At 71.8% G+C, this 21475-nt stretch carries 23 protein-coding genes; 8 read left to right on the top strand and 15 right to left on the bottom strand.

Annotation, left to right across the window (positions count from 1 at the left end; all coding sequences use genetic code 11):
* Positions 1-56: 56 nt before the first annotated feature.
* The 6 genes from ITJ60_RS14025 to ITJ60_RS14000 all read right to left on the bottom strand — a co-directional run bounded on the left by ITJ60_RS14025 (position 57) and on the right by ITJ60_RS14000 (position 6603).
* Positions 57-791 (bottom strand): GntR family transcriptional regulator, encoded by a 735-nt coding sequence (locus ITJ60_RS14025; protein WP_123293453.1) that lies wholly within the window; start codon positions 789-791, stop codon positions 57-59.
* A gap of 129 nt (positions 792-920) precedes the next feature.
* Complete coding sequence (locus ITJ60_RS14020) at positions 921-1502, bottom strand: GNAT family N-acetyltransferase (RefSeq protein ID WP_194648361.1); 582 nt, start codon at positions 1500-1502, stop codon at positions 921-923.
* 158 nt (positions 1503-1660) lie between these two features.
* Positions 1661-3271, bottom strand: coding sequence for a dihydrolipoamide acetyltransferase family protein (locus tag ITJ60_RS14015; RefSeq protein WP_194648360.1), 1611 nt, complete (start codon positions 3269-3271; stop codon positions 1661-1663).
* A 46-nt stretch (positions 3272-3317) separates the two neighbouring features.
* Entirely contained in the window at positions 3318-4277 is a 960-nt protein-coding gene (locus ITJ60_RS14010) for an alpha-ketoacid dehydrogenase subunit beta (RefSeq protein ID WP_228510446.1), read from the bottom strand.
* Positions 4278-4363: 86 nt separating this feature from the next.
* Positions 4364-5500, bottom strand: a complete 1137-nt coding sequence (locus ITJ60_RS14005) for a thiamine pyrophosphate-dependent dehydrogenase E1 component subunit alpha (protein WP_111087051.1) — start codon at positions 5498-5500, stop codon at positions 4364-4366.
* A gap of 23 nt (positions 5501-5523) precedes the next feature.
* Positions 5524-6603 carry a histidinol-phosphate transaminase gene (locus ITJ60_RS14000; protein ID WP_194648359.1) on the bottom strand — a complete coding sequence of 360 codons (1080 nt, stop codon included), beginning with the start codon at positions 6601-6603 and terminating at the stop codon, positions 5524-5526.
* A 50-nt stretch (positions 6604-6653) separates the two neighbouring features.
* Between ITJ60_RS14000 and ITJ60_RS13995 the strand changes: the two genes are divergently transcribed.
* The 5 genes from ITJ60_RS13995 (at position 6654) to ITJ60_RS13975 (ending at position 11189) form a co-directional block, all read left to right on the top strand.
* A complete protein-coding gene (locus ITJ60_RS13995; protein WP_111087052.1) occupies positions 6654-7052 on the top strand; it encodes a phage holin family protein in 399 nt (132 codons plus the stop codon).
* A gap of 47 nt (positions 7053-7099) precedes the next feature.
* On the top strand, positions 7100-7612 hold the full coding sequence (locus ITJ60_RS13990) for a low molecular weight protein-tyrosine-phosphatase (RefSeq protein ID WP_194648358.1): 513 nt from the start codon (positions 7100-7102) through the stop codon (positions 7610-7612).
* On the top strand, positions 7609-8994 hold the full coding sequence (gene purB, locus ITJ60_RS13985) for an adenylosuccinate lyase (RefSeq protein ID WP_194648357.1): 1386 nt from the start codon (positions 7609-7611) through the stop codon (positions 8992-8994). Before ITJ60_RS13990 ends, purB begins: the two co-directional genes overlap by 4 nt.
* Positions 8995-9141: 147 nt before the next feature.
* Positions 9142-10260: a hypothetical protein gene (locus tag ITJ60_RS13980; RefSeq protein ID WP_194648356.1), complete on the top strand. Its 1119-nt coding sequence runs from the start codon at positions 9142-9144 to the stop codon at positions 10258-10260.
* Positions 10261-10361: 101 nt separating this feature from the next.
* A complete protein-coding gene (locus tag ITJ60_RS13975) occupies positions 10362-11189 on the top strand; it encodes a L,D-transpeptidase (protein ID WP_323749182.1) in 828 nt (275 codons plus the stop codon).
* Between the two features lie 140 nt (positions 11190-11329).
* On the opposite strand, the gene ITJ60_RS13970 is transcribed toward ITJ60_RS13975, so the two are convergent.
* Positions 11330-12244, bottom strand: coding sequence for a LysR family transcriptional regulator (locus ITJ60_RS13970; protein ID WP_194648355.1), 915 nt, complete (start codon positions 12242-12244; stop codon positions 11330-11332).
* Positions 12245-12315: 71 nt separating this feature from the next.
* On the opposite strand from ITJ60_RS13970, the gene ITJ60_RS13965 reads away from it, so the two are divergent.
* Entirely contained in the window at positions 12316-13287 is a 972-nt protein-coding gene (locus tag ITJ60_RS13965; protein WP_194648354.1) for an EamA family transporter, read from the top strand.
* On the opposite strand, the gene ITJ60_RS13960 is transcribed toward ITJ60_RS13965, so the two are convergent.
* Both ITJ60_RS13960 and ITJ60_RS13955 read right to left on the bottom strand, forming a co-directional pair.
* A complete protein-coding gene (locus ITJ60_RS13960; RefSeq protein WP_194648353.1) occupies positions 13256-14233 on the bottom strand; it encodes an epimerase in 978 nt (325 codons plus the stop codon). The two genes, ITJ60_RS13965 and ITJ60_RS13960, sit on opposite strands and share 32 nt — an antisense overlap.
* Before the next feature lies 1 nt (position 14234).
* Positions 14235-14900, bottom strand: coding sequence for a DUF4166 domain-containing protein (locus ITJ60_RS13955; RefSeq protein ID WP_194648352.1), 666 nt, complete (start codon positions 14898-14900; stop codon positions 14235-14237).
* Positions 14901-14947: 47 nt separating this feature from the next.
* Between ITJ60_RS13955 and ITJ60_RS13950 the strand changes: the two genes are divergently transcribed.
* A complete protein-coding gene (locus ITJ60_RS13950) occupies positions 14948-15868 on the top strand; it encodes a cation diffusion facilitator family transporter (protein WP_123339948.1) in 921 nt (306 codons plus the stop codon).
* Positions 15869-16074: 206 nt separating this feature from the next.
* Here ITJ60_RS13950 and ITJ60_RS13945 read toward each other — a convergent pair whose 3' ends face one another.
* Positions 16075-16680 carry a hypothetical protein gene (locus ITJ60_RS13945; RefSeq protein ID WP_194648351.1) on the bottom strand — a complete coding sequence of 202 codons (606 nt, stop codon included), beginning with the start codon at positions 16678-16680 and terminating at the stop codon, positions 16075-16077.
* A 131-nt stretch (positions 16681-16811) separates the two neighbouring features.
* Entirely contained in the window at positions 16812-18095 is a 1284-nt protein-coding gene (locus tag ITJ60_RS13940; protein ID WP_194648350.1) for an MFS transporter, read from the bottom strand.
* A 48-nt stretch (positions 18096-18143) separates the two neighbouring features.
* On the opposite strand from ITJ60_RS13940, the gene ITJ60_RS13935 reads away from it, so the two are divergent.
* On the top strand, positions 18144-19055 hold the full coding sequence (locus tag ITJ60_RS13935; protein ID WP_194648349.1) for a LysR family transcriptional regulator: 912 nt from the start codon (positions 18144-18146) through the stop codon (positions 19053-19055).
* A gap of 72 nt (positions 19056-19127) precedes the next feature.
* Here ITJ60_RS13935 and ITJ60_RS13930 read toward each other — a convergent pair whose 3' ends face one another.
* The 4 genes from ITJ60_RS13930 to ITJ60_RS13915 form a co-directional block, all read right to left on the bottom strand.
* On the bottom strand, positions 19128-19874 hold the full coding sequence (locus ITJ60_RS13930; RefSeq protein WP_194648348.1) for a hypothetical protein: 747 nt from the start codon (positions 19872-19874) through the stop codon (positions 19128-19130).
* Positions 19864-20397: a sigma-70 family RNA polymerase sigma factor gene (locus ITJ60_RS13925; protein ID WP_323749181.1), complete on the bottom strand. Its 534-nt coding sequence runs from the start codon at positions 20395-20397 to the stop codon at positions 19864-19866. The genes ITJ60_RS13930 and ITJ60_RS13925 overlap by 11 nt, the downstream gene beginning before the upstream one ends.
* Positions 20398-20519: 122 nt before the next feature.
* Positions 20520-20783 carry a hypothetical protein gene (locus ITJ60_RS13920; protein WP_111086912.1) on the bottom strand — a complete coding sequence of 88 codons (264 nt, stop codon included), beginning with the start codon at positions 20781-20783 and terminating at the stop codon, positions 20520-20522.
* On the bottom strand, positions 20780-21439 hold the full coding sequence (locus ITJ60_RS13915) for a DUF308 domain-containing protein (RefSeq protein WP_123293438.1): 660 nt from the start codon (positions 21437-21439) through the stop codon (positions 20780-20782). Before ITJ60_RS13915 ends, ITJ60_RS13920 begins: the two co-directional genes overlap by 4 nt.
* Positions 21440-21475: the final 36 nt, after the last annotated feature.

Below are 21475 nucleotides of genomic sequence, written 5' to 3'. Positions count from 1 at the left end.
CGACTGTGTACCGCGAACTGTTCGCGGCACACAGTCGCTTTCGCGTTCGTGCCGGACTACGCGACCGCCGGGGTCGCGGTGACCTCCATCTGCACGCGGTAGCGGTCCGAGCGGTACCAGCTGCGGGTGTGCTCCACGGGGCGCTCCCCCGCGTACGACACCCGGTCGAACTCGAGCACCGGGGCACCGGTCTTCGTGCCGAGCAGCGTCGCGACGTCGTCGGCGGCCGGGTTCGCGGCCACCGTCTGCTGTGCCCGGTCGATCGGGGTGCCGTACTCGTTCGCGATGATCGAGTACACCGACCCGGACAGGTCGTGGTCGAGCAGCCCCGGGAACGCATCGGCCACGAGCCAGGCGTCGTCGATCGACACCGGAGCGCCGTCCGCCATCCGGAGTCGCTTCACGTGGAAGGCCGACACCTCGGCGTCGAGCCGCAGGGCCGCCACGGTGTCGCTCGGCGGCACGCGTTCCTCGCGCACCAGCACAACCGTGGTCGGGACGTGGCCCATCGCCCGCATCTCCTCGGTGAACGACGCGAGGTGCAGCGTCGACTGCACGGGGCGGTGCGCCACGAAGGTGCCCTTGCCGCGGACGCGCTCGAGGTAGCCCTCGTTGACGAGCTGCCCGAGGGCTTCGCGCACGGTGATCCGTGAGACGCCGTACTCGGCGATGAGCTGGCGTTCGGACGGGATCGCGGCCCCGGGCGCCAGGCGAGCGGTAGCGAGGTCGAGCAGGATGCGCCGCAACTGCTGGTGCTTCGGTTCGGCACCCTCGGTGATGCGGCTCGTCATGCGTCCCTCGTGCTCCGTTGCTGGTCCTGGGTGGTGGTCATGCGCGGACATGACCAGTTCCCAACACAGTAGCGAGTCGACCCCGGAACGCCAATGTGCGTGACGTTCCGCGTGGACCGGCGGGAGGGTTCAGGCGTTGCGGACGAGCCAGGCGAACTGTTCGTCGGAGAGCAGCCGGTCGGTCCAGACCTGCCCCTCGACCCCCGCGGCGGAGGACGTCTGCACCCCGGGAGCCCCTTGCCACACGAGTGACAGCCCGGCACGACGGAGCACCGCGGCGGACGCGGGGTTGTTCGTGAGCACGCGACCCGTCACGGGGACGTCCGGCGCGGTCTCGGCAGCAGCGCGCACGGCAGCGAGGGCGATCTCGGACGCGAAGCCCTGCCCCCAGGCGGCGGGAGCCAACCGGTAGCCGAGGTTCCACACCCCACCGGCGGTCATGTCGACACCGCCGACCCCGACGAACGCGTGGTCAGCAGCGGTCCGGACGGCCCACGAACCGAGCCCGTGTCGGGCCCGCCCACCGATCTTCCGCTGCACCAGGTCCACGCTCGAGCTCCGGGCGACGTGCCGTCCGCTCGGCAGGTGCTGCCAGGTGCGGGCGTCGGCGAACACCGCGTGCACGTCGTCGATGTCGGTCGGCGTGAGCGGGGTGAGCAGGAGGCGATCCGTTCGGATCTCCTGCGAGGGGGTCAGGAGCTGGTGGACCATGCCCCGATCATCCCCCGCACCACCGACATCCGTGTGAACACCACGCGACGTTTGCGGAAGGCCGCAGATGGTGAGCAGAAATGGTCGAGTGGCTCGAAGCCACCCGACCATTTCTGCTCACGAAGCGGAACGACCGACGCGCCGGCCGCTGAACGCACTCAGTCGAGCAGGAGCGCGGGCTCCTCGAGCACCGAGGCCACGTCGTGCACGAACCGCGACGCCACGTCGCCGTCCACCACGCGGTGGTCGAACGAGGCGCCGATGGTCGTCACCATGCGCGACCGGACCTCGCCGTCGACGACCCACGGCTTGGGCTTGATCGTGCCCATGGCGACGATGGCGACCTCGCCCGGGTTCAGGATCGGGGTCCCGGTGTCCATGCCGAACACGCCGATGTTCGTGATCGAGACGGTGCCGTTCGCCATCTGCTTCGGCGTCGTCTTGCCGTCACGGGCGGTGAGGGTGAGTTCCTCGAGCGCCTGCGCCAGTTCGAGCAGCGACATGTCCTGCGCGTCCTTGATGTTCGGCACGATGAGCCCGCGCGGGGTCGCCGCGGCGATGCCGAGATTCACGAAGTGGTGGACGATGATCTCGCGATCGGTCCAGGTCGAGTTCACCGAACGGTTGCGGCGGACGGCCCAGATGACGGCCTTCGCCACGATGAGCAGCGGCGAGACCTTGACGCCGGCGAACGTCGGCGACGCCTTGAGGCGCTTGACGAACTCCATCGTGTGGGTCGCGTCGACGTCGACGAACAGCGACACGTGCGGTGCGGTGAACGCCGAGGTGGTCATCGCGGTCGCGATGGCCTTGCGGACGCCCTTGACCGGGATCGTCTCGCTGCGCACCTCGCCCCACTCGGGCGTCTCGATGTTGCGGAAGACGCTGGCCTGCTTCGCGTGCCGGATGACGTCGTCGCGGGTGACCTCGCCGGCGAACCCGGTCGCGACGATCTCGGTCAGTTCGACACCGAGGTCCTTCGCGAGCTTCCGGATCGGCGGCTTCGCGAGCACGTTGGTCGCGACGGTCTGCTTGCGCGCGGGCGCGGAGGCCAGACCGGCGATCGCCTCGGCGGTGGTGTCCTCACCGGGATCGCTGGCGGCTTCGGCCGCTGCTTGCGCATCCACACTGGAGGCACGGCTCGCCTCGGCAGCCAGGGCTGCGGCCCGGCGGGCGCCCGGCTTGCGACGGGACGGCGACGACGTCGCCGAGCCGTAGCCGACGAGGACGGCGCCGGAGGACTCGTCCGTCCCGACGACGGAGGCGCCGTCGGCGACGGGCTGCGCGGTTGCCGCAGGGGCAGCCGTGGGCGCGGCTGCGACGACGGGAGCAGAGGCAGCAGCGGGTGCCGGGGCCACCGTGGGGGCGGGCTGGGTCTGCGCGACCGGAGCTACCGGGGCGGGCGCTGCCGGCGGGGTGGGGGCGACCACGGGCGAGGTCGGGACGCTGTCGGCGACCGGTGCCGGGCCTCCCGACTGGACGGCCGGGGCTGCCGGAGCCGCGACCGGCGCACCGGACGCGACCGACGCGTCGGACTCGACACGGATGATCGGCTTGCCGACCTCGACCGTGTCGCCCTCGGACACGAGCAGCCCGGTGACGGTACCGGCGAACGGCGACGGCAGCTCGACGAGCGACTTCGCGGTCTCGATCTCGACCAGGACCTGGTCGACGGTGATCTCGTCCCCGATCGCGACGCGCCACTGCACGATCTCGGCCTCGGTGAGGCCTTCGCCCACGTCGGGCAGGGGGAATTCGGCGACGGCCACTGACGGCTCCTTCGGCGTTCGGACGAGTTGGGTCGGTCGAGCTGGATCAGTACGCGAGGGCGCGGTCGACGGCCTCGAGGACGCGGTCGGCGTCCGGCAGGTGCAGGTGCTCCAGCTTCGAGACCGGGAACGGGATGTCGAACCCGGACACCCGCAGCGGCGGCGCCTGCATCGTGTAGAACGCCTTCTCGGCGACCGTTGCGGCGATCTCGCTGCCGACACTGACGAAGCCGGACGCCTCTTGCGCGATGACCAGGCGACCGGTCTTGCGGACCGAGGTGAGGATCGGGTCCCAGTCGATGGGCGAGATCGAGCGGAGGTCGATGACCTCGCAGCTCGTGCCCTCGGACTCGGCGAGCTCGGCGGCCTGCATGAGGGTCGCGACCATCGCACCGTGGCCGACGAGGGTGACCTCGGTGCCGGTGCGTGCCACACGCGTGGTGTGCATCGGGACGTGCCCGTCGACGAGGTCGACCTGGCCCTTGGGCCAGTAGCGCGACTTCGGTTCGAGGAAGACGACCGGGTCCTTCGAGGCGATCGCCTCTTGGATCATCCAGTAGGCGTCGTTCGGGGTGCTCGGGCTGACCACGCGCAGACCGGGGGTGTGCGCGAAGTACGCCTCGGGCGACTCCTGGTGGTGCTCCACGGCACCGATGTGGCCGCCGTAGGGGATGCGGATGACGACGGGCAGCGACATGTGCGCCGGCAGCCGGTTCGCCATCTTCGCGAGCTGCGAGGTGATCTGGTCGAAGCCGGGCCACACGAAGCCGTCGAACTGGACCTCCACCACGGGGCGGTAGCCGCGCAGGGCGAGGCCGATCGCGGTGCCGATGATGCCGGCCTCGGCGAGCGGGGTGTCCCGCACGCGCTCGGGGCCGAAGCGGTCCTGCAGGCCCTCGGTGATGCGGAAGACGCCGCCCAGCTGGCCGATGTCCTCGCCCATCAGCAGGACCTTGTCGTCGGCCTGCATCGCCGCAGCGAGCCCGGCGTTGAGGGCCTTCGCCATCGGCAGGGTCGGGGTGGGGTCGCTCGGGACCTCGCCGGCGCCCGGGTGGGACCGCAGCGTGTAGTCGAAGAGCTGCTCGGTGGTGCTCATGCGTGGGCGCCCCCTTCGAAGCCGGCCTCGTACTGTTCGAGCCAGGCCTTCTGCTCGGCGACCAGCGGGTGCGGCTCGCGGTAGACGTTGTCGAACATGACGTCGACGGACGGCGGGGTCAGCGCCACGGTGCGGCGGCGGACGTCGGCGGCGATGTCCTCGCCCTCTTCGTCGAACGCGGCGAACTGCTCGTCCGTCGCGCCCTTCGAGCGCAGGTACGCCTCGGAGCGGACGATCGGGTCGCGGCGGACCCAGTCCTCGAGCTCGCCGTCGGCGCGGTACCGGCTCGGGTCGTCCGAGCTCGTGTGCGCGCCGATGCGGTACGTGTCCGCCTCGATGAACGCGGGACCCTGACCGCTGCGGGCGTGGTCGGTGGCGACGACCGACGCCGTGTACGACGCCAGGATGTCGTTGCCGTCGATCAGCACGCTCGGGATCCCGAAGCCGCGGGGACGGTCGACGAGCGGCGTGGGCGACTGCACCGACACGGGCACCGAGATCGCCCAGTGGTTGTTCTGCAGGAAGAAGACGACGGGCGCCTTGGTCGACGCCGAGAACACGTACGCCTCGTTCACGTCGCCCTGGCTCGTCGCGCCGTCGCCGAAGTACACGATGGAGCACGCGTCACGGTCGGGGTCACCCGTGCCGACGTCGCCGTCGAGCTTCTGGCCGAGCGCGTAGCCGGTGGCGTGCAGGGTCTGCGAGCCGATCACCAGGGTGGAGATGTGCGTGTTGCCGCGCTGGTCCGGGTCCCAGCCGCCGTGGGTCTGCCCGCGGTACATCGCGATGATCTCCATCGGCTCGACACCGCGCTGCATCGTGACGGCGTGCTCGCGGTACGAGGGGAAGACGTGGTCCTGGGCGCGCAGGGCGAAGGCGGAACCGGTCTGCGCGGCCTCCTGCCCGTGACTCGGCACCCAGAGGCCGAGCTGGCCGGTGCGCTGCAGGTTGTGGCCGGCGTGGTCGAACCGTCGGGTGAGGACCATGCGGCGGTGCATCGCCAGCAGGGTCTCGTCGGGGATCGCCCGCGCGGCGGCGGCGAACTCGGCGTTCTCGTCGGACTCCACGAACCGACCCTCGGGGTCGAGGAGCCGGACGGTGGTCGTCGCGGGAGCCGCGGCGCGGAATGACATGCGGGCCAGCGTAGCGGCAGGCATCAGTCGGCCACCTGGAGGTCCCCCACAAGCGAGCGGGCCGTTTCGAGGAGCGTTTCCACAGCCTCGTGCTCGCCGATCGAGATGCGGATGCCCTCCGGCGGGAAGGCCCGCACGATGATGCCGGCCTCCTCGAAGGCCGCGGCCGCGGCGACCGTGCGGTCCCCCGTCGGCAGCCAGACGAAGTTGCCCTGGGCGTCCGGCACGGCCCAGCCCTGATCGCGGAGCTCGGTGACGATGCGGTCGCGCAGCGCGGCGATCTCGGAGACCCGCTCGAGCAGTTCGCCCTCGCGTTCCAGGCTGGCCAGTGCGGCCGCCTGCCCCTGCGCCGTCACGGAGAGGGGGATCGCGCACGCGCGGACCGCCTCGAGCACGTACACCGGGCCGAGGGCGTAGCCGACGCGCAGCCCGGCGAGTCCGTACGCCTTCGAGAAGGTCCGGAGGACGACCAGGTTCGGGTACCGGGCCAGCAGCGGGTGCCCGTGCACGGCGGCCTCGTCGGTCGCGAACTCGGCGTATGCCTCGTCGAGCACGACCAGCACGGACTGCGGCACCGCTGCCATGAAGGACGCGAACTCGGACTCGGTCACGATCGGACCGGTCGGGTTGTTCGGCGTGCACACGATCACCATGCGGGTGCGGCCGGTGACGGCAGCGGCCATCGCGTCGAGGTCGTGACCGCCGTCCGGCCGGTTCGGCACCTGCACGCTCGTGGCACCCGCGACGGTGACGACACCGGGGTAGGCCTCGAACGACCGCCAGGCGTAGACGATCTCGTCGCCCGGGCCGGAGGTCGCGCGGGCGAGCTCGTGCAGGATCGCGACGCTGCCCGGGGCGACGTGCACCTCGTCGGCGGTCAGACCGAACCGGTTCGCGAGCGCGGCACGGACGGCCAGGGCGGTGGCGTCGGGGTAGCGGTTGAACGCGGTCTGCGCCTGCACGGCCTGGACCACCCCGGGGAGCGGGGGGAACGGGTTCTCGTTGCTCGACAGCTTGAAGGCGTCGTCGGCGGCCTGGCGTCCCTGCTTGTAGGCGGGGAGGACGGCGATCTCGGGCCGGATGTGCACACGCTCGTCAGTCACCGGTTCAGGTTACCGGCACGTGCGCGGGGACCGGAGGGCATCATGGGTGCATGCGATTCCTCGTCCGCCTCGTCGTCAACGCCGTCGCCCTCTGGCTCACCACGCTCATCGTCAGCGGCGTCTCCGTCACCGCGTTCGGCGACGGCGGGACCACGGCGACCGTGCTCACCTACCTGCTCGTGGCCTTCGTGTTCGGGCTCGTCAACGCCGTGATCGGCACGCTGATCCGGATCGTGGCGTTCCCGATCTACATCCTGACCCTCGGGCTCATCTCCTTCATCGTGAACGCGATCCTGCTGCTCATCGTCGCGGGCATCTCGGACGCGTTCGGCTTCGGGCTCGAGGTCGAGTCGTTCGGCTGGGGCATCGTGGGTGCCTTCGTGCTCGCCGTCTTCGCCTGGCTGATCGGGCTGTTCGTCCGTCCGGTGCTGAACCGCCAGCGGGCGTGACGCGGACGGACCTCGCGGAGGACCCCTCCCTGCGTCATGATGTGACCATGGCCCCGGACGTCGACGCCCCGTTCCGCGTCTCGTTCGTCTGCAGTGGCAACATCTGCCGGTCCCCCATGGCCGGCGTCGTCTTCGCGCAGATCGCGGCGGACGCCGGGCTCGCAGACCGGTTCCACGTCGAGTCCGCCGGCACCGGCGACTGGCACGTCGGCGAACCGGCCGACGAGCGCACGATCGCAGCCCTCGCGGCACGCGGATACGATGGCAGCAGGCATCGCGCCCGTCAGTTCGACCCGGACCGGTTCCCGGACCTCGATCTGGTGGTCGCACTCGACCGCTCCCACGAACGCGTCCTGCGATCGTGGGCACCGACCATGGACGACTCCGCCAAGGTGACGCTCCTGCTGCGGTACGACGACGCCTGGCCCCAGCAGCCCGACGTGCCGGACCCGTACTACGCGGACCGGCACGAGTTCGACCGAGTGCTCTCGACCGTCGAACGGGCCTGCCGGGCGCTCTTCCACCAGCTCGAGCCGGCCGTCCGTCAGGGAGCCCCATGACCCCCCTTCCCCCGCAGCCGATCAGCCCGCTCGACGGGCGCTACTACCCGATCGTGCACACGGTGGGCGAGCACCTCTCCGAGGCCGGGCTCAACCGCGCGCGCATCGTGGTCGAGGTCGAGTGGCTGGTCTTCCTGACCGACCACGCGATGTTCACCACCTCGCCGCTCAGCGTCGACGACAAGGCCGCGCTCCGGCGCATCGTCGAGACCTTCGGCCACGACCAGATCGCGGAGCTCGCCGAGATCGAGGCGACGACCCGCCACGACGTCAAGGCCGTCGAGTACTTCGTGCGCCGCCGCCTCTCGGAACTCGGACTCGACTCGATCGCTGAGCTCACCCACTTCGCCGCCACGAGCGAGGACGTCAACAACCTGTCCTACGCCCTGACCGTGCGGGACACCGTCGACCAGGTCTGGCTGCCGGCCTTCCGTGCCGTGCTCGAGAAGCTGCGGACGCTCGCCGTCGAGCTGCGCGCCGTCCCGATGCTCTCCCACACGCACGGGCAGCCCGCCACCCCCTCGACGCTCGGCAAGGAGCTCGCGGTCGTCGTCTACCGGCTCGAGCGAGTCCTGGCCCAGATCGAGGGCGGCGAGTACCTCGGCAAGTTCTCCGGCGCCACCGGCACCTTCTCGGCCCACCTCGCCGCCGACCCCGAGGCCGACTGGCCGACGCTGTCGCGCGAGTTCGTCGAGGGCCTCGGACTCACCTGGAACCCGCTCACCACGCAGATCGAGTCGCACGACTGGCAGGCCGAGCTGTACGACCGGATCCGGCACGCCAACCGCATCCTGCACAACCTGGCGACCGACGTGTGGACCTACATCTCGATGGGGTACTTCACGCAGATCCCGGTCGCCGGTGCCACCGGGTCGTCGACGATGCCGCACAAGATCAACCCGATCAAGTTCGAGAACGCCGAGGCGAACCTCGAGATCTCGTCGGCGCTGTTCTCCACCCTGTCCGAGACCCTGGTGACGAGCCGGCTGCAGCGCGACCTGACCGACTCGACCACGCAGCGGAACATCGGCGTCGCGTTCGGGCACTCGCTGCTCGCGCTCGACAACCTGCGACGCGGCCTGGGCGAGATCTCGGTGAACGAGGCCAAGCTCGCCGACGACCTCGACCACAACTGGGAGGTCCTCGCCGAGGCGATCCAGACGGTCATCCGCGCCGAGGTCACCGCCGGGCAGTCGAACATCGAGGACCCCTACGCGATGCTCAAGGACCTCACCCGCGGCAAGCGCGTGACCCAGCAGGACCTCATCGTGTTCGTGAACGGCCTGGACATCTCGGACGGCGCGAAGGCACGGCTGACGAACCTGACGCCGGCGACGTACACGGGCCTGGCGGACGAGCTGGTCGACCACCTCGACGTCTGACGTCCGACGTTCCCGGACATCCGCGTGACGCGCGACGGTTCCTCACGTAAGCTCGCGACGGACACTGGGGGGACCGCGACGTCGCGGAGCACGGAACCGGGTCCGCGCTGCACCCCGCTCGGGTGTTCGAACCGGAAGAACCCATCCATGCGCCGTACCACCATCGCCACCGCCGCCGCGGTGACCGCGCTCGCAGCCGCGCTCGTCGCCCTCCCGGGCGTCGCCACGGCCGAGAACGCGCCGAGCCCGACCCCCACAGCGTCCCAGCAGTCCATCACGGGCACTGCGGGCGAGGGCACCGCTGCGAAGGCCTCGCCCGAGAGCCGTGCCGCGACGCCGGCCGGCACCGAGTGGGTCGCCGCGGACGACCTCACGACCTGGACGAGCGGCGCCTTCCCGGCGAACTGGTTCACCACGGGCGGCACGCCGACGTTCGGCGCGAGCGGCGCGACGCTGCCGACCGGCACGCTCCTCGCGCACGCCACGACCGGCAGCGCCGCGACCGACCTCACCGACGTCCGCAGCACGGTGAAGGCATCGCGGGAGGGCCTCGGCCTCGGCACCGCCGACCTCATCGCGTCGGGTGACGCCCGCTACGCACTGGTGGTCGACACCGCTGGTTCGACCGACAACGCCCCGGGCGACGGCGTCGTCCTGACCACCTCGGCCACCGGACCCACCGCCGTCGACGGCACCTGGACGGCCACGCTGCCGGTCGGCACCATCGCCGCAGGCACCGCGGCGACCCTCGCTGACTTCCAGGCCCAGTTCGCGGCGACCACCCCGGACGCCACCATCAACGCGTACGGCGCGGTGACGCTCACCGGGACCGGCACGGTCACGGGGATCTCCCGGAACCAGGACAACACCTACTTCACCCCCGAGCCGACCGGCACGATCCGGGTGCAGACGCCGACCACGCAGTCGTCGCTCCGCGACCCGGGTGTGCAGGTCACCGCGACCGGCTTCCTGCCGGGTGAGAAGGTGCTGCCCGCGATCCTGCTGCCGGACCTCGAGTACGTCGGTGCGGACCAGGTCTTCACCGCCGACGCGGACGGCAACGTCTCCGGGACCGCCACGTTCAGCGCCGACATCCCGGCCGGCGACGTCGCCCTCATCCTGAGCGGGGACGACAGCGGCATCCTGGTCAGCTTCGCCGTGACGATCGTGGCCGACCCGACGACGCCGGGCACCGACCCCACCCCGGTCGACGACCCGGCTCCCGTCGCGGTCCCGGTCCCGGGCAACGCGGCCTTCACCGGCTGATCCGCAGCACCGACCGAACCGACGTCCTCCGCGGCGTCCGACGGCGTCCGGCGAGTTCCACGCCGGGCGCCGTCGCCACGTCCGAACCGAGGAGCCGCACCGTGCCCCGATCGTCGTCGTCCCGCTTCCGCCCCGGGGTGCTCGCCGCCGCCGTGGCGATCGCCGTCGCAGTGGTGATCGTCGTCCTGGCGATGCGCCCGTGGTCCGCTCCGGCCGCCGCGCCCACCTCGGCGCCCTCGCCGGTCGCATCGAGCACGCCGACAGCGAGCGCGACCCGGGGACCGACGCAGACGCCGACGCCGACCGCGAGCCGCGGCCCGGTGGACGCGGTGCACGCCCCGGCCACGTCGACGGTCGCTGCGGTCCGCGGCGCGTCGATCGCGGTGCACACCGCCCCGGGCGGCGCGGTCACGACCACCCTGCCGAACCCCCAGGCCTCCGGCGCCCCGCTCGTGTTCCTCGTGGTGGCGCAGCAGGACGGGTGGGTGCAGGTGCAGCTCGCGCAGCGTCCGAACGGCAGCACCGGCTGGGTGGAGAAGACGTCCGTCGACCTGTCCGCCGACCCGTACGCGATCGTGGTGACGACGTCGACCAACACCCTCGAGCTCTACAAGGCCGGCAAGGTCGTCGAGAGCTACCCCGTCGCGACGGGTACCGGTGGGACGCCGACGCCGACGGGCCGCTTCGCGCTGACCGAGCTGCTGGCGCCGACGAACGCCGGGTACGGCCCGTACGCATACGGCACGACGGCGTTCTCGGACGTGCTGAACTCGTTCGGTGGCGGCCCGGGGCAGATCGGGCTGCACGGCACCGACGACACCTCGAGCATCGGCACCGCCGCATCGCACGGCTGCGTCCGCATGCACAACGCCGACATCACCGCGCTCGCGGAGCTCCTGCCGCTCGGCACCCCGATCCAGGTGCGCTGACGCCCCTGGCGCCCACCGAGTGAGCAGAAGAGGTCGAGTCGCGGCGCGGCACCCGACCGCTTCTGCTCACGAAGCGGGTCTGCCGCAGCGCCCACGCGGCCGGGAGGCACGGCGTGCGCCCGGCAGTGGGCGCGACCGTCTCAGGTGGTGACGTCCAGGGCCTCGGCGACCAGCGCCTCCAGGACGGTGCGCACCACGGGCCGGACCGCACGGTCGGGGCGGACCAGCGCCTCGATCCGGCGCCCCGCGCGCACGTCGGCCAGCTCGGCCAGGTGGAACCGGCCGGACGCCCGTGTGCCCGAGGTGTAGCGGGGCACGAGCGCGACGCCGTGGCCCGCGGCGACCAGGTTCTCGATGACGGGCAGGTGGATCGTCCGGAAGGCGACGCTCGGCGGAGCGTCCGACGCCGCCGCCATCGCCTGCAGGACCCGGTCGATCGGGTACCCCTCCGGCACGCCGATCCAGGTCTCGCCGACGACCTCGTCGATCCCGACGCGCTCGCGACCGGCGAGCCGGTGCCCCGGCGGCAGGGCCACGTCGAGCGGTTCACGCAGGAGCGGGACCGTCTCCACCGATCCCTGGTCCGCCGGACGCACCCCGTCCGACCGGTGTCCGACGACGATGTCGTGGTCGGCGGCGAGGGGTGCGAACTCCCCTTCGCCGACGTCCACGTCGACGAGCGTCAGCTCGATGCCGGGGTGCGCGCACATCCGGGTGAGGACCCCGGGCAGCAGCAGTTCGGCCGCCGACGGGAAGATCGCGAGGTCGACGCGGCCCGTCGCGCCGCCCAGGTGCTCCTGCCAGGCGGCGTCGACCCGGGCGATCGCCGTGGCGACGCCGGCGGACAGGCCGGCCAGCACCTCGCCGTGGGCGGTGAGCCGGACGCCGCGTCCGATGCGCTCGACGAGCGGGACGCCCACCTGCCGCTGCAGCGTCTGCAGTTGCTGCGACACCGCGCTGGGCGTGCGGTGCGTGGCCTCGGCGACGGCGGTGACGCTGCCGCGCTCGGCGAGTTCGCGCAGGACGGCGAGCAGGTGCACGTCGAAGTCGACCATGCAGGGAGGCTACAACGTCGGTTGCGAACAATTCGCTGGTCCTACACGTTCCGAGCCACCACGATCGGAGCATGACCACCCGTGACCGCCTCCTCGCCCTGGTCGTCGCCGTCGTCTGGGGCCTGAACTTCCCCGCGACCGCGCTCGCCCTCGAGCACTTCCCGCCGTTCCTGCTCGCGGCCCTGCGGTTCACGATCCTGGCGGTCCCGACGCTGCTGTTCGTGCCGCGGCCGAAGATCCCGTTCGGGCGACTGCTGCTCGTCGGGTTCGGGCTCGGGGTGCTGCAGTTTTCGTTCCTGTACCTGAGCATGGCATCGGGGATGCCGTCCGGGCTCGCCTCGCTCGTGCTGCAGGCCTCGGCGCCGTTCACCGTGGTGCTCGCCGGCGTGTTCCTGCGCGAACGGCTCACCGGACGACAGGTCATCGGCGTGACGATCGCGGTCGCCGCCCTCGGCCTGATCGCCCTGCACCGGTCGCAGACGGCGGCCCTGCTGCCGGTGGTGCTGGCGCTGTGCGGTGCCCTCGGGTGGGCGATCGGCAACGTCGCGACCCGACGCGCGGGAGCCGCGAACCCGCTGCACCTGACGCTCTGGTGGTCGGTCGTGCCGCCGATCCCGATGGCCGTGCTGTCGGTCGTGGTCGAGGGGCCGGACCGCATCGGTACCGCACTCGGCACGGCCTTCACCGCCGAGGCGCTGCCGGCGGACCTCGGCCTGCTCTACATCGTGCTGGTCGCGACCTTGGTCGGCTACGGGATCTGGTCGCGACTGATGGCGACCTACCCGTCGAGCACGGTCGCCCCGTTCTCGATGCTCGTGCCGGTCGTCGGTGTGCTCGCGTCGTGGGCGGCCTTCGGCGAGGTTCCCGACCTGGTCGAGGTGCTCGCCGGCGCCGTCGTGGTCGGGGCGGTGCTGTGGTCGTCGCGACCGGCACGCGCGTCGGGTCCGTCGCACTCGTCGCCTTCCGGGGTCCCGGTGCCGACGCCGGTCGACGGGATCCCGGTACCGGTGCTCAGCCCCGGTGCTGGCGACGCTCCGCGATGATCCCGGCGAGCGCACCGCGCAGGTGCGGGTACCGGAACTCGTACCCCGCCTGGGTCAACCGCGTCGGCACCACCCACCGGCTCTTGAGCACCAGTTCGGTCTCGGTGCGGATCGCGAAGGACCCGACCTCGAGCATCCACCGCGGCGTCGGCAGTCCGAACCGGCGACCCACGGCGTCACGGATCGTCGCCATCACGGTCCGGTTGTCGGACGGGTTCGGGCTCGACACGTTCACCGGCCCCTCGAGCTCCGGGTGGTCGCGGACGAACCGGATCGTGCCGAGCACGTCGGCGATGTGCACCCAGCTGAACCGCTGGCGACCCCGGGTCGGCCGGTGGTGGTGGTACGTCCCCGCCCGCAGCCGGGAACGCGTCGGCACCCAGGCGCCGTCGTACTGCGGCCCGCCGAGGCCCGCCTGCGCCAGCCGGAGCAGCGGCACGAGGGCGCTGCCGTCGCCGAACACGATCGCCATCCGGAGCGCCACCCGACGGGTCGACGGCAGGTCGGCGCCGAAGAAGGCGTCCTCCCACGCACGCGCCACCGAGACCGAGAAGCCCTCGCCGAGTTCGCCGGTCAGTTCGTCCTGGGGGCGGTCGTCGGCGTGGCGGTAGATCGTCGCGGTCGAGGCGTTGAGCCACAGCGGTGGGGGCTGCTCGGCGGTGCGGATCGCCTCGGCGAGCTCGAGCGTGGTGTCCACCCGGGAGCGCATGATCTCGGCGCGGTTGCGTCGGCCGTACCGGCAGTTGACGCTCTTGCCCGCCATGTTCACGACGAGGGCTGCACCGTCGACGAGCTCGCGGATGCGCAGGGTGTTCCCCCACACCGCGTCGCCCGTCCGGCCGACCGTGACGACCTGGTAACCCTCTTCGGTGAAGGCGTCCCGCAGGTACTGCCCCACGAACCCGCTCGCGCCCGCGATCACGACGCGGCCCTTCTGGTCGCTCATCTCATCCCCGTCCTGTGTCCGGCGCGATCTCGTACCGGAACGCCCCCTCGTACCGGTACAGCGTGCCGAGCACCGGCGCCGAGAGCACCAGGGACACGCGCTGCAGGTCCGCTTCGTCATCGAATCGTTCTGTGAGCAGGACCCGCGGTGCGATGCGGGCCGGAAGGCGCACCTCGCGTCCCAGCGCACGGAACGTCACGCGGGTGGAGACCAGGCGCAGGGCGCCCGCGTCCGGCCCGTGCGCGTCGACCTCCGCCCGGAGCCGGGCGCTGACGCGCCCGTGGCGACCGAGGTGGTCGACCAGGCCGTCCGGTTCGGCGGTGATGGCGTCCACCATCGTGCGGCTGCCGGAGCGGAACCGGAAGGTGCGGTGCGCGCGGACCGCGACCCGGGCCTCCCGAACCGCCTGCCCGCGACCGACGCGAGCCGGGCGGTTCTCGACCGTGAAGGGGACGTCCCGCTCCCAGACCGGGAACATGACGGAATCGCGGGCGAACACCGCGAGCAGCGGCCGGAACCACCGGCGGGGCGTGCCGACGACGTCGAAGACACCCTCACCGCGCCCGACGTGGCCGGGCGGGATCGCGCCGAAGTACGTCGACAGTCGCGGGTGCAACCGGGCCAGCACGTCGGATGGTGTGGACAGCTCGTAGGGCGACCGGGTCACGTCCCGATCCTGGCATGTCGTCGGTGCGGATCCCTACGATGTGGCACATGGGTCACGACCACGGCGCAGGGCACTCGCACGGGCACGCATCCGAGCGTGCGCTGCTCATCGCGTTCTGCATCTCGGCGACGATCCTGTTGGCCGAGGTCGTCGGCGCGGTCGTCACCGGCTCCCTCGCACTGCTGGTCGACGCGGGGCACATGGTCGTCGACACCGGTGGGCTCGGCATCGGACTCGTCGCGACCCGGCTCGCCCGCCGCAGCCCGACGACGCAGCGCACGTGGGGCTTCCAACGTGCCGAGGTGCTCGGTGCCACGGCGCAGGCGGCGATCCTGCTCGCGGTCGGCGTCTTCGTGATCATCTCGGCGATCCAACGGCTGTTCGTGCCCGCCGAGATCCACTCCGGGCCGCTGCTCGTGTTCGGGATCATCGGCCTCGTCGGCAACCTGGTGGCCTACGGCGTGCTGCTGCGGGCCTCGGGCGAGGGCTTCACCTCGCGCGCCGCACGGCTCGAGGTCCTCAACGACACCCTCGGTTCGGTCGCCGTCATCGCCGCCGCGATCGTGCTCATGCTGACCGGGTGGGAGCGTGCGGACTCGGTCGCGGCGATCCTCATCGGGCTGCTCATCCTGCCGCGGGCGATCCGGCTGCTGCGCGAGACCGCGAACGTCCTGCTCGAGTCGACGCCTCCGGGGCTCGACCTCGACGACGTGCGGGGACACATCCTCGAGCTCGAGCACGTCATCGCCGTGCACGATCTGCACGCGACCCTGGTGGCGACGGGGGTCCCGAACCTGACCGCGCACGTGGTGGTGGACGACGAGTGCTTCTCGACGGCGCACGCTCCGCGGATCCTCGACGAGCTGCAGCAGTGCGTGGCGGAGCACTTCGACGTGCCCGTGGAGCACTCGACCTTCCAGCTGGAGCCCGCGTCGCACCGGCGGCACGAGCACGAGGTGCACGCGTAGGGATGCCGTGTGGGTGGCTGGCTCGTCGCACCCGCCGCACCTGTCGACGCGGAACGACTTCGTCGACGTCGTACGACATCGGCTTCGTCGTTCGTTGCACGCGCTCACTGTTGCCGGTGCCCCGAGACGACATCCTCGACGTCGTACGACATCGAGAGTGTCGTTCGGGGTCGACGCACGCACTCACCCGCGCCCGCCCGCCCGCGTCAGCAGTCGTCGGTGCGCGTCGGGTACGCCGTGATGACGCGGTCGGTGGTGGCGGAGACGATGACCTTCACGAACGGGTCGGCTTCGGGGCGCGACCCGTCGTCGAACCGCACCGGCGCCGCGTAGCAGACCTTGCCGTCGCCGGCGTCGACCGGGAACCCCGCTCGCGGTGACACCAGCGCCGTCTGCACCGCCGTGAGCATCGCGTCGTCCCAGTCGCGGGAGCCGCGGCCCGCGACGACCTCCTGCCAGTCGGCGGTGTGCCGCTGCCGGATGTGCTCGTAGCCCTGCGCCGATGTGCCGCACTGCAGGGTGACCCGGCCGAGTGCTTCCGTGTCGTACTGGGCGACGGCCGCCTGGGTCGTGGAGTCGCACCGCGCCAGGGCGGCGTCGCCGGGCAGGTCCGGCCCGGTGCGGGTGATCGTGACGGTGCCGTCACCAGCGGCGGTCGGCGCGTCGCTCGGCGTCCCGGAAGTCGATCCGGCACCGATGGTCGGGTCGTCCGCGCCCTGCCGCGCCGTCAGGAACAACCCGCCGGCGAGGAGACCGGCGGCCACCACGGCCGCGATCCCCGTGATCACGGGACGGTTGCGGTTCTGGGGCACGCGCCCAGTATGCCGGGCGTGCGCCCCGGACGACGGAACCAGGTTCCGGACACGACACCGCGCGATCGCGTGGTGCGGTGTCCGGAACCTGGTTCCGGGATGCGACGGGCGGACGGGAGGCCCGCCCCGCGTCAGGCGCGCGCGGCCAGTCGGGTGCCGGCGATGACGGCCAGGACGGCGACGAGCACCACGTACCCGATCAGGACGGGCAGGGTCGGGATCACCAGGAGCGCCGCCCCGACGGCCACGACCGGCACCGTCAGCCCGGCGTAGGCGATGAGGAACGTGGCCGCGAGCACCCCGCCCCGACGCTCGGGACCGACCAGGCCTCCGGCGCTCGCGATGCTGGCCCGGAAGAGCAGCCCGACCCCGGCGCCCGCCACGACGCCACCGCCGATGAAGCCGGCGACCTGCAGCAGGACCGCGGCGACGGCGAGCACCGCCAGGCCGCCGACCAGGAGCACCATGCCGAGCCGGATCTGCGTGCGCTGCGTGAGTCGGGCGAACACGATCTGCGAGACGGCGCTCGCGGCGAACACCCCGAAGGTCGTCGCACCGGCCGCCAGCCGGTCGGTGACGTGGAACGTGGTGCCGAGGAACGTCGAGGCGACCGAGGTGAAGAGCCCCTGGACCGCGAGGGCCGCGAACGCCGCGGCACCGGCTGCCCAGAACGCGGCGGCCTTGCCCTCCGGTGCCTGCATGCGCTGCGGGCGGTAGACCACGCGGGTCTCGGGCCGTGCGACGGTCTCCGGCACGACGAGGACGAGCACGAAGGCCACGGCCAGTGCGACGACGAACACGACGTACGGCACCATGAGCGGCGCTCCGACGAACTCGGCGAGCGCACCCCCGACGAGGGCGCCGAGCGACAGCCCGCCGAGGTTCACGGCACCGGCGGCGACGCTCGCACCCTTCGCCGAGTCGGACGAACCGGTCGCACGGACCCGCAGCTCACCGAGGTGGGCGGTCGCCGTGGCGGTGAGCGTCCCGACGCCGAGGCCGGTCACGAGTCGCGCGACGATGAGGCCGGTGACGTCGTTCCAGACCAGGAACAGCACGGCGGCGACGAGCTCGAGCGCGATCGACACGAGGATGAGCGGCTTCCGCCCGTGCACGTCGCTGAGGTGTCCGGCCAGGTACAGGGACCCGACGACCCCGACGCCGTACGCGGCGAAGATGATCGTGGTGGTGAACGTGGGGAAGCCGTCCCGTGCCTGGTAGATGACGTACAGCGGTGCGGGGACCGTCGCGAACGCCATCACCGACAGGAACGCGAAGGCGACGGCCCAGAAGCCGAAGCCGTGACGCCGACGGGTGTGCGCACGACGGCCACGGGGGGCCGGGACATGCTCGCTCGCGGGAGCGGATGCTGTGGCGGGGAGAGCGCCCGTCGGGGTGTCGGTCACGGTTGACATGCTCTGATGATCGCGCGCCCCGAGCATCGAGTCCAACGGATGCTCTTGATGCCGTCCATCGATCGGATCGATGATGGGGCGATGGAGACCCGCCTGCTCGAACAGTTCGTGACCGTCGCCGCTGAGGGCAGCGTGACCCGCGCGGCCGAACGGCTCTGGGCGGCGCAGTCGACAGTGTCGGCCGGGATCGCCTCGCTCGAGCGGACCTTCGGCGTGCGGCTGTTCGACCGCACCGGACGGCACCTCGTGCTCACGACCGCCGGGGAGGACCTGCTCCCGCACGCCCGCGCGGTGCTGGAGTCGCTCGACCGGATGCGCGACCTGGCGACCGTGGACGACGCCGACCTGCGCGGACGGGTGCGGCTCGGCATCTTCACGAGCATGGACATCGTCGACCTGACCGGCGTGCTGCAGCGGTTCCGGCGGCGGCACCCACTCGTCACCGTGGAGCTCATGACCTCACCGTCGGGCACGACCGGGCTCGTGCAGGACCTCGTCGCCGGGCGGCTCGACCTCGCGTACACGGGGCTGCCGACGGTGCCGGCCGGAGTCGTGGTCGAACCGCTGCGCGAGATGCCGTTCCGCGTCTTCACGGCGTCGGACCACCCGTTGGCCGGGCGCCGATCGGTGTCGCTCGCCGACCTCGCGGACGAACCCTTCGTCGACACCGCGCACGGGTTCGGCAACCGGATCATCCTGGACGGCGCACTCGAGCGGCTCGGGATCCGACGGCGGATCGTCGCCGAGATGAACGACATGCCCGCGGTCATCCGGTTCGCCTCGGCGGGGCTGGGGGTCGGGGTCGTGCCGGACTCCGGAGTGCGGCACGACGGCGCGGTCCTCGAGCTCGAGGACGCGGTCGAACCACTCCGCATCGGCCTGGCGATCCGCACGAGTCCGGAGCCGAACCGTGCGGTCCGGACGCTGGCGCGCGACATCGTGGCCGCGCGCGTCGTCTGACGCGGCGCCGGTGGGTGGACCCCACCGACGGACAGGAGGCACGGGGCGGGTCCGCCACGAGCCTCCTGGCCGTCAGTCCCCCCACACCTCCCCGACGACCGCACCCAGCAGGTTGTCGGTCGGGAAGCCGATCTGGTCGACGACGACGGAGCTGTCGCCGCGGACGTACAGGGTGTACGCCTTGGCGACGCCGCCGTCGAGGGTCGCTCGGAGCTGACACAGTGTGCCGTCCGGACGCTCGGTGCAGGTGCCGCCGGCCTCGTCACCGAACGTGTCGACCTGGTTCCGGGTCTGCTCTGCGGTCGTGGTGGAGACCGTGACGTACAGCGCCCCACCGTCCGCACCCGGCGCCAGCCATTCACAGCTGAGTCCGGTGGCGGCGGTGCCGTCTCCACCGTCACTCGCGCCGTCGATGTCCTGCTCGGTCGCGGTGATGTCCCCGAAGAACCGGGAGTACTCCGACGCCGGCACGACCGCGCGGCAGTCCGTCGGGATCGTGGCGGTGGTGTTCAGGGGCGTCGACGTCGCGGTGGGGCGTGGCGTGCCGGTGATCGGTGCGGAACTCGGGGTGGTGGCCGTCGGCGAGGGCTCGGGCGCCTGCGTCTGGGTGGGCGCGGCGACCGGGGTGTCCTGCTGCGAGAGCGTCAGCGCGACGGCTCCGGTAGCGGTACCGACGGCGAGCAGCGCGACGACGCCGATGACCACACCGGACCGACCACGACGGCGCTTCGGGCGCGGGGTGGCACGTTCGAGGACGTGCTGCTTCATCGAGACGAGCATGCGCTGCAGGTCGTCTCCCTCGGGAGGCTCAGTGTTCATCGTGCATCACCACCTTCTTGAGTCGGCGTCGATTGCGCGAGACGCGCTGGGTGACCGCCCCGACGCTGAGGCCCAGCAGCTCGGCGGCCTCGGCGTAGGAGTGCCCCTCGAGCAGGCAGAGCTCGCAGATGCGGCGGTCGACGTCGGGGAGCGCGGCGATCTCGGCCCGGACCCAGCGCAGGGTCTCGCGGGCCTCGTCGTGCTCGGCCGGCGACGAGAGGTGCTCGGGGAGCTCGTCCGCGCGGCGGCGGGCCTGCTTGCGCCCGGTGTTGAAGGCGTGGTTCCGGCAGACGACGAGCAGCCACGGCAGCACGGTGGCCGCCGGGAGCTCCAGCGCCACCGCTCGCTGCCACAGGGTCAGGAACGTGTCCTGCACGATCTCCTCGACGTCCGACCGGTCGTCGACGAGTGCCCAGGCGTACCGGGTGAGCGTGGCGGCGTAGCGGTCGAACACCCGTGCGAGCGCACCGGTGTCCCCCTGCGCGATCGCGCGGACGAGCGCCTCGTCCGTGTCGGTCGTCACGTCCACATCCCACCTCCTTCACCCAGAGGTGTCGGCAGGACCCGCGATCCTGACAGGACCGTGGCGGAAACGTGATCTCGGGCGTGTCCGACCGCGGTGCGATCAGCGGCGACCGCCGTGGATCAGTGGAAGTCGTCGCCCTCGCCGTCGCCGGGCGTCTTGTGCCCGCCGAGCATGTCGTTGTCGTCCTGGTCGCTCGTCGACGCGAGCTGGAGCATCGCCAACACCACGACGACGACGATGAACGCGACGCCGAGGAAGATCACGGCCAGCTGCAGTTCCCGCGTCGAGAACAGCACGACGAGTCCGGTGAACACCGCGATGATCGCGGAGATCCCGAGGAGCTCGACCGGGCGCAGACGGTCACGACGGCTGGGGGTGGTCATGCGTGTGGTGCTCCGTCCGGGGCGACGGCCGGCGTGGCCGTGCCCCACTTGTGCGAGAGGCCGGCGATCACGTGGAAGACCGCCGTGATGGCGAGGTAGGCGCCGAGCAGGCCGACCAGGACGATCGAGGCGTCGAGCGTGCCGGTGACCTGCTCCACACCACCGAGCTGCTGCGAGTAGTCCGGCGGGGTGATGAGGAACGCGATCGCGAGCAGCAGGGTGAGCGCGCCGATCGTGGTCCAGTCCCGCGCGAAGGGGGAACGACGACGAGCCCGCAGACCCTGTGCCAGCTCGAGCGCACCGGTGAGCACCGCGAAGGCGACGATGACCGAGATGAACGCCGGCAGCCCGAGGCCGTTGCCGGCGAACCCGGCGACGGCGGCGAGCAGGGTGATGACGGCCTGCAGCAGCGTGGTGCGGCGGGACCGACCGTCGAGCGGGAGCCGCGCGACGCCGGCCCACAGGAGCACGAGCCCCTCGACCAGCGCGAAGCCCGCGAACAACAGCAGGCCGTAGCCGGCGGCGTGGTTCGTCGAGAAGGTGATGACGAGCGCGACGACCGCGGCGGGCACAGCCCGGAGGATCGGGATCGGCCAGTACCGCGCGCGTTGGGTCGCCTCGTTCACGGTGGTGGCGTCGTCCACGGTGTCGGACACGGGACCTCTTTCAGGCATGCGGATCGTGAGATCGAT

The organism is Curtobacterium sp. VKM Ac-2884 (genome assembly GCF_015350945.1).
GTDB lineage: Bacteria > Actinomycetota > Actinomycetes > Actinomycetales > Microbacteriaceae > Curtobacterium.
The sequence above is the reverse complement of the archived record's forward strand: the minus strand, read 5'-3'. Positions and strand labels throughout refer to the sequence as shown.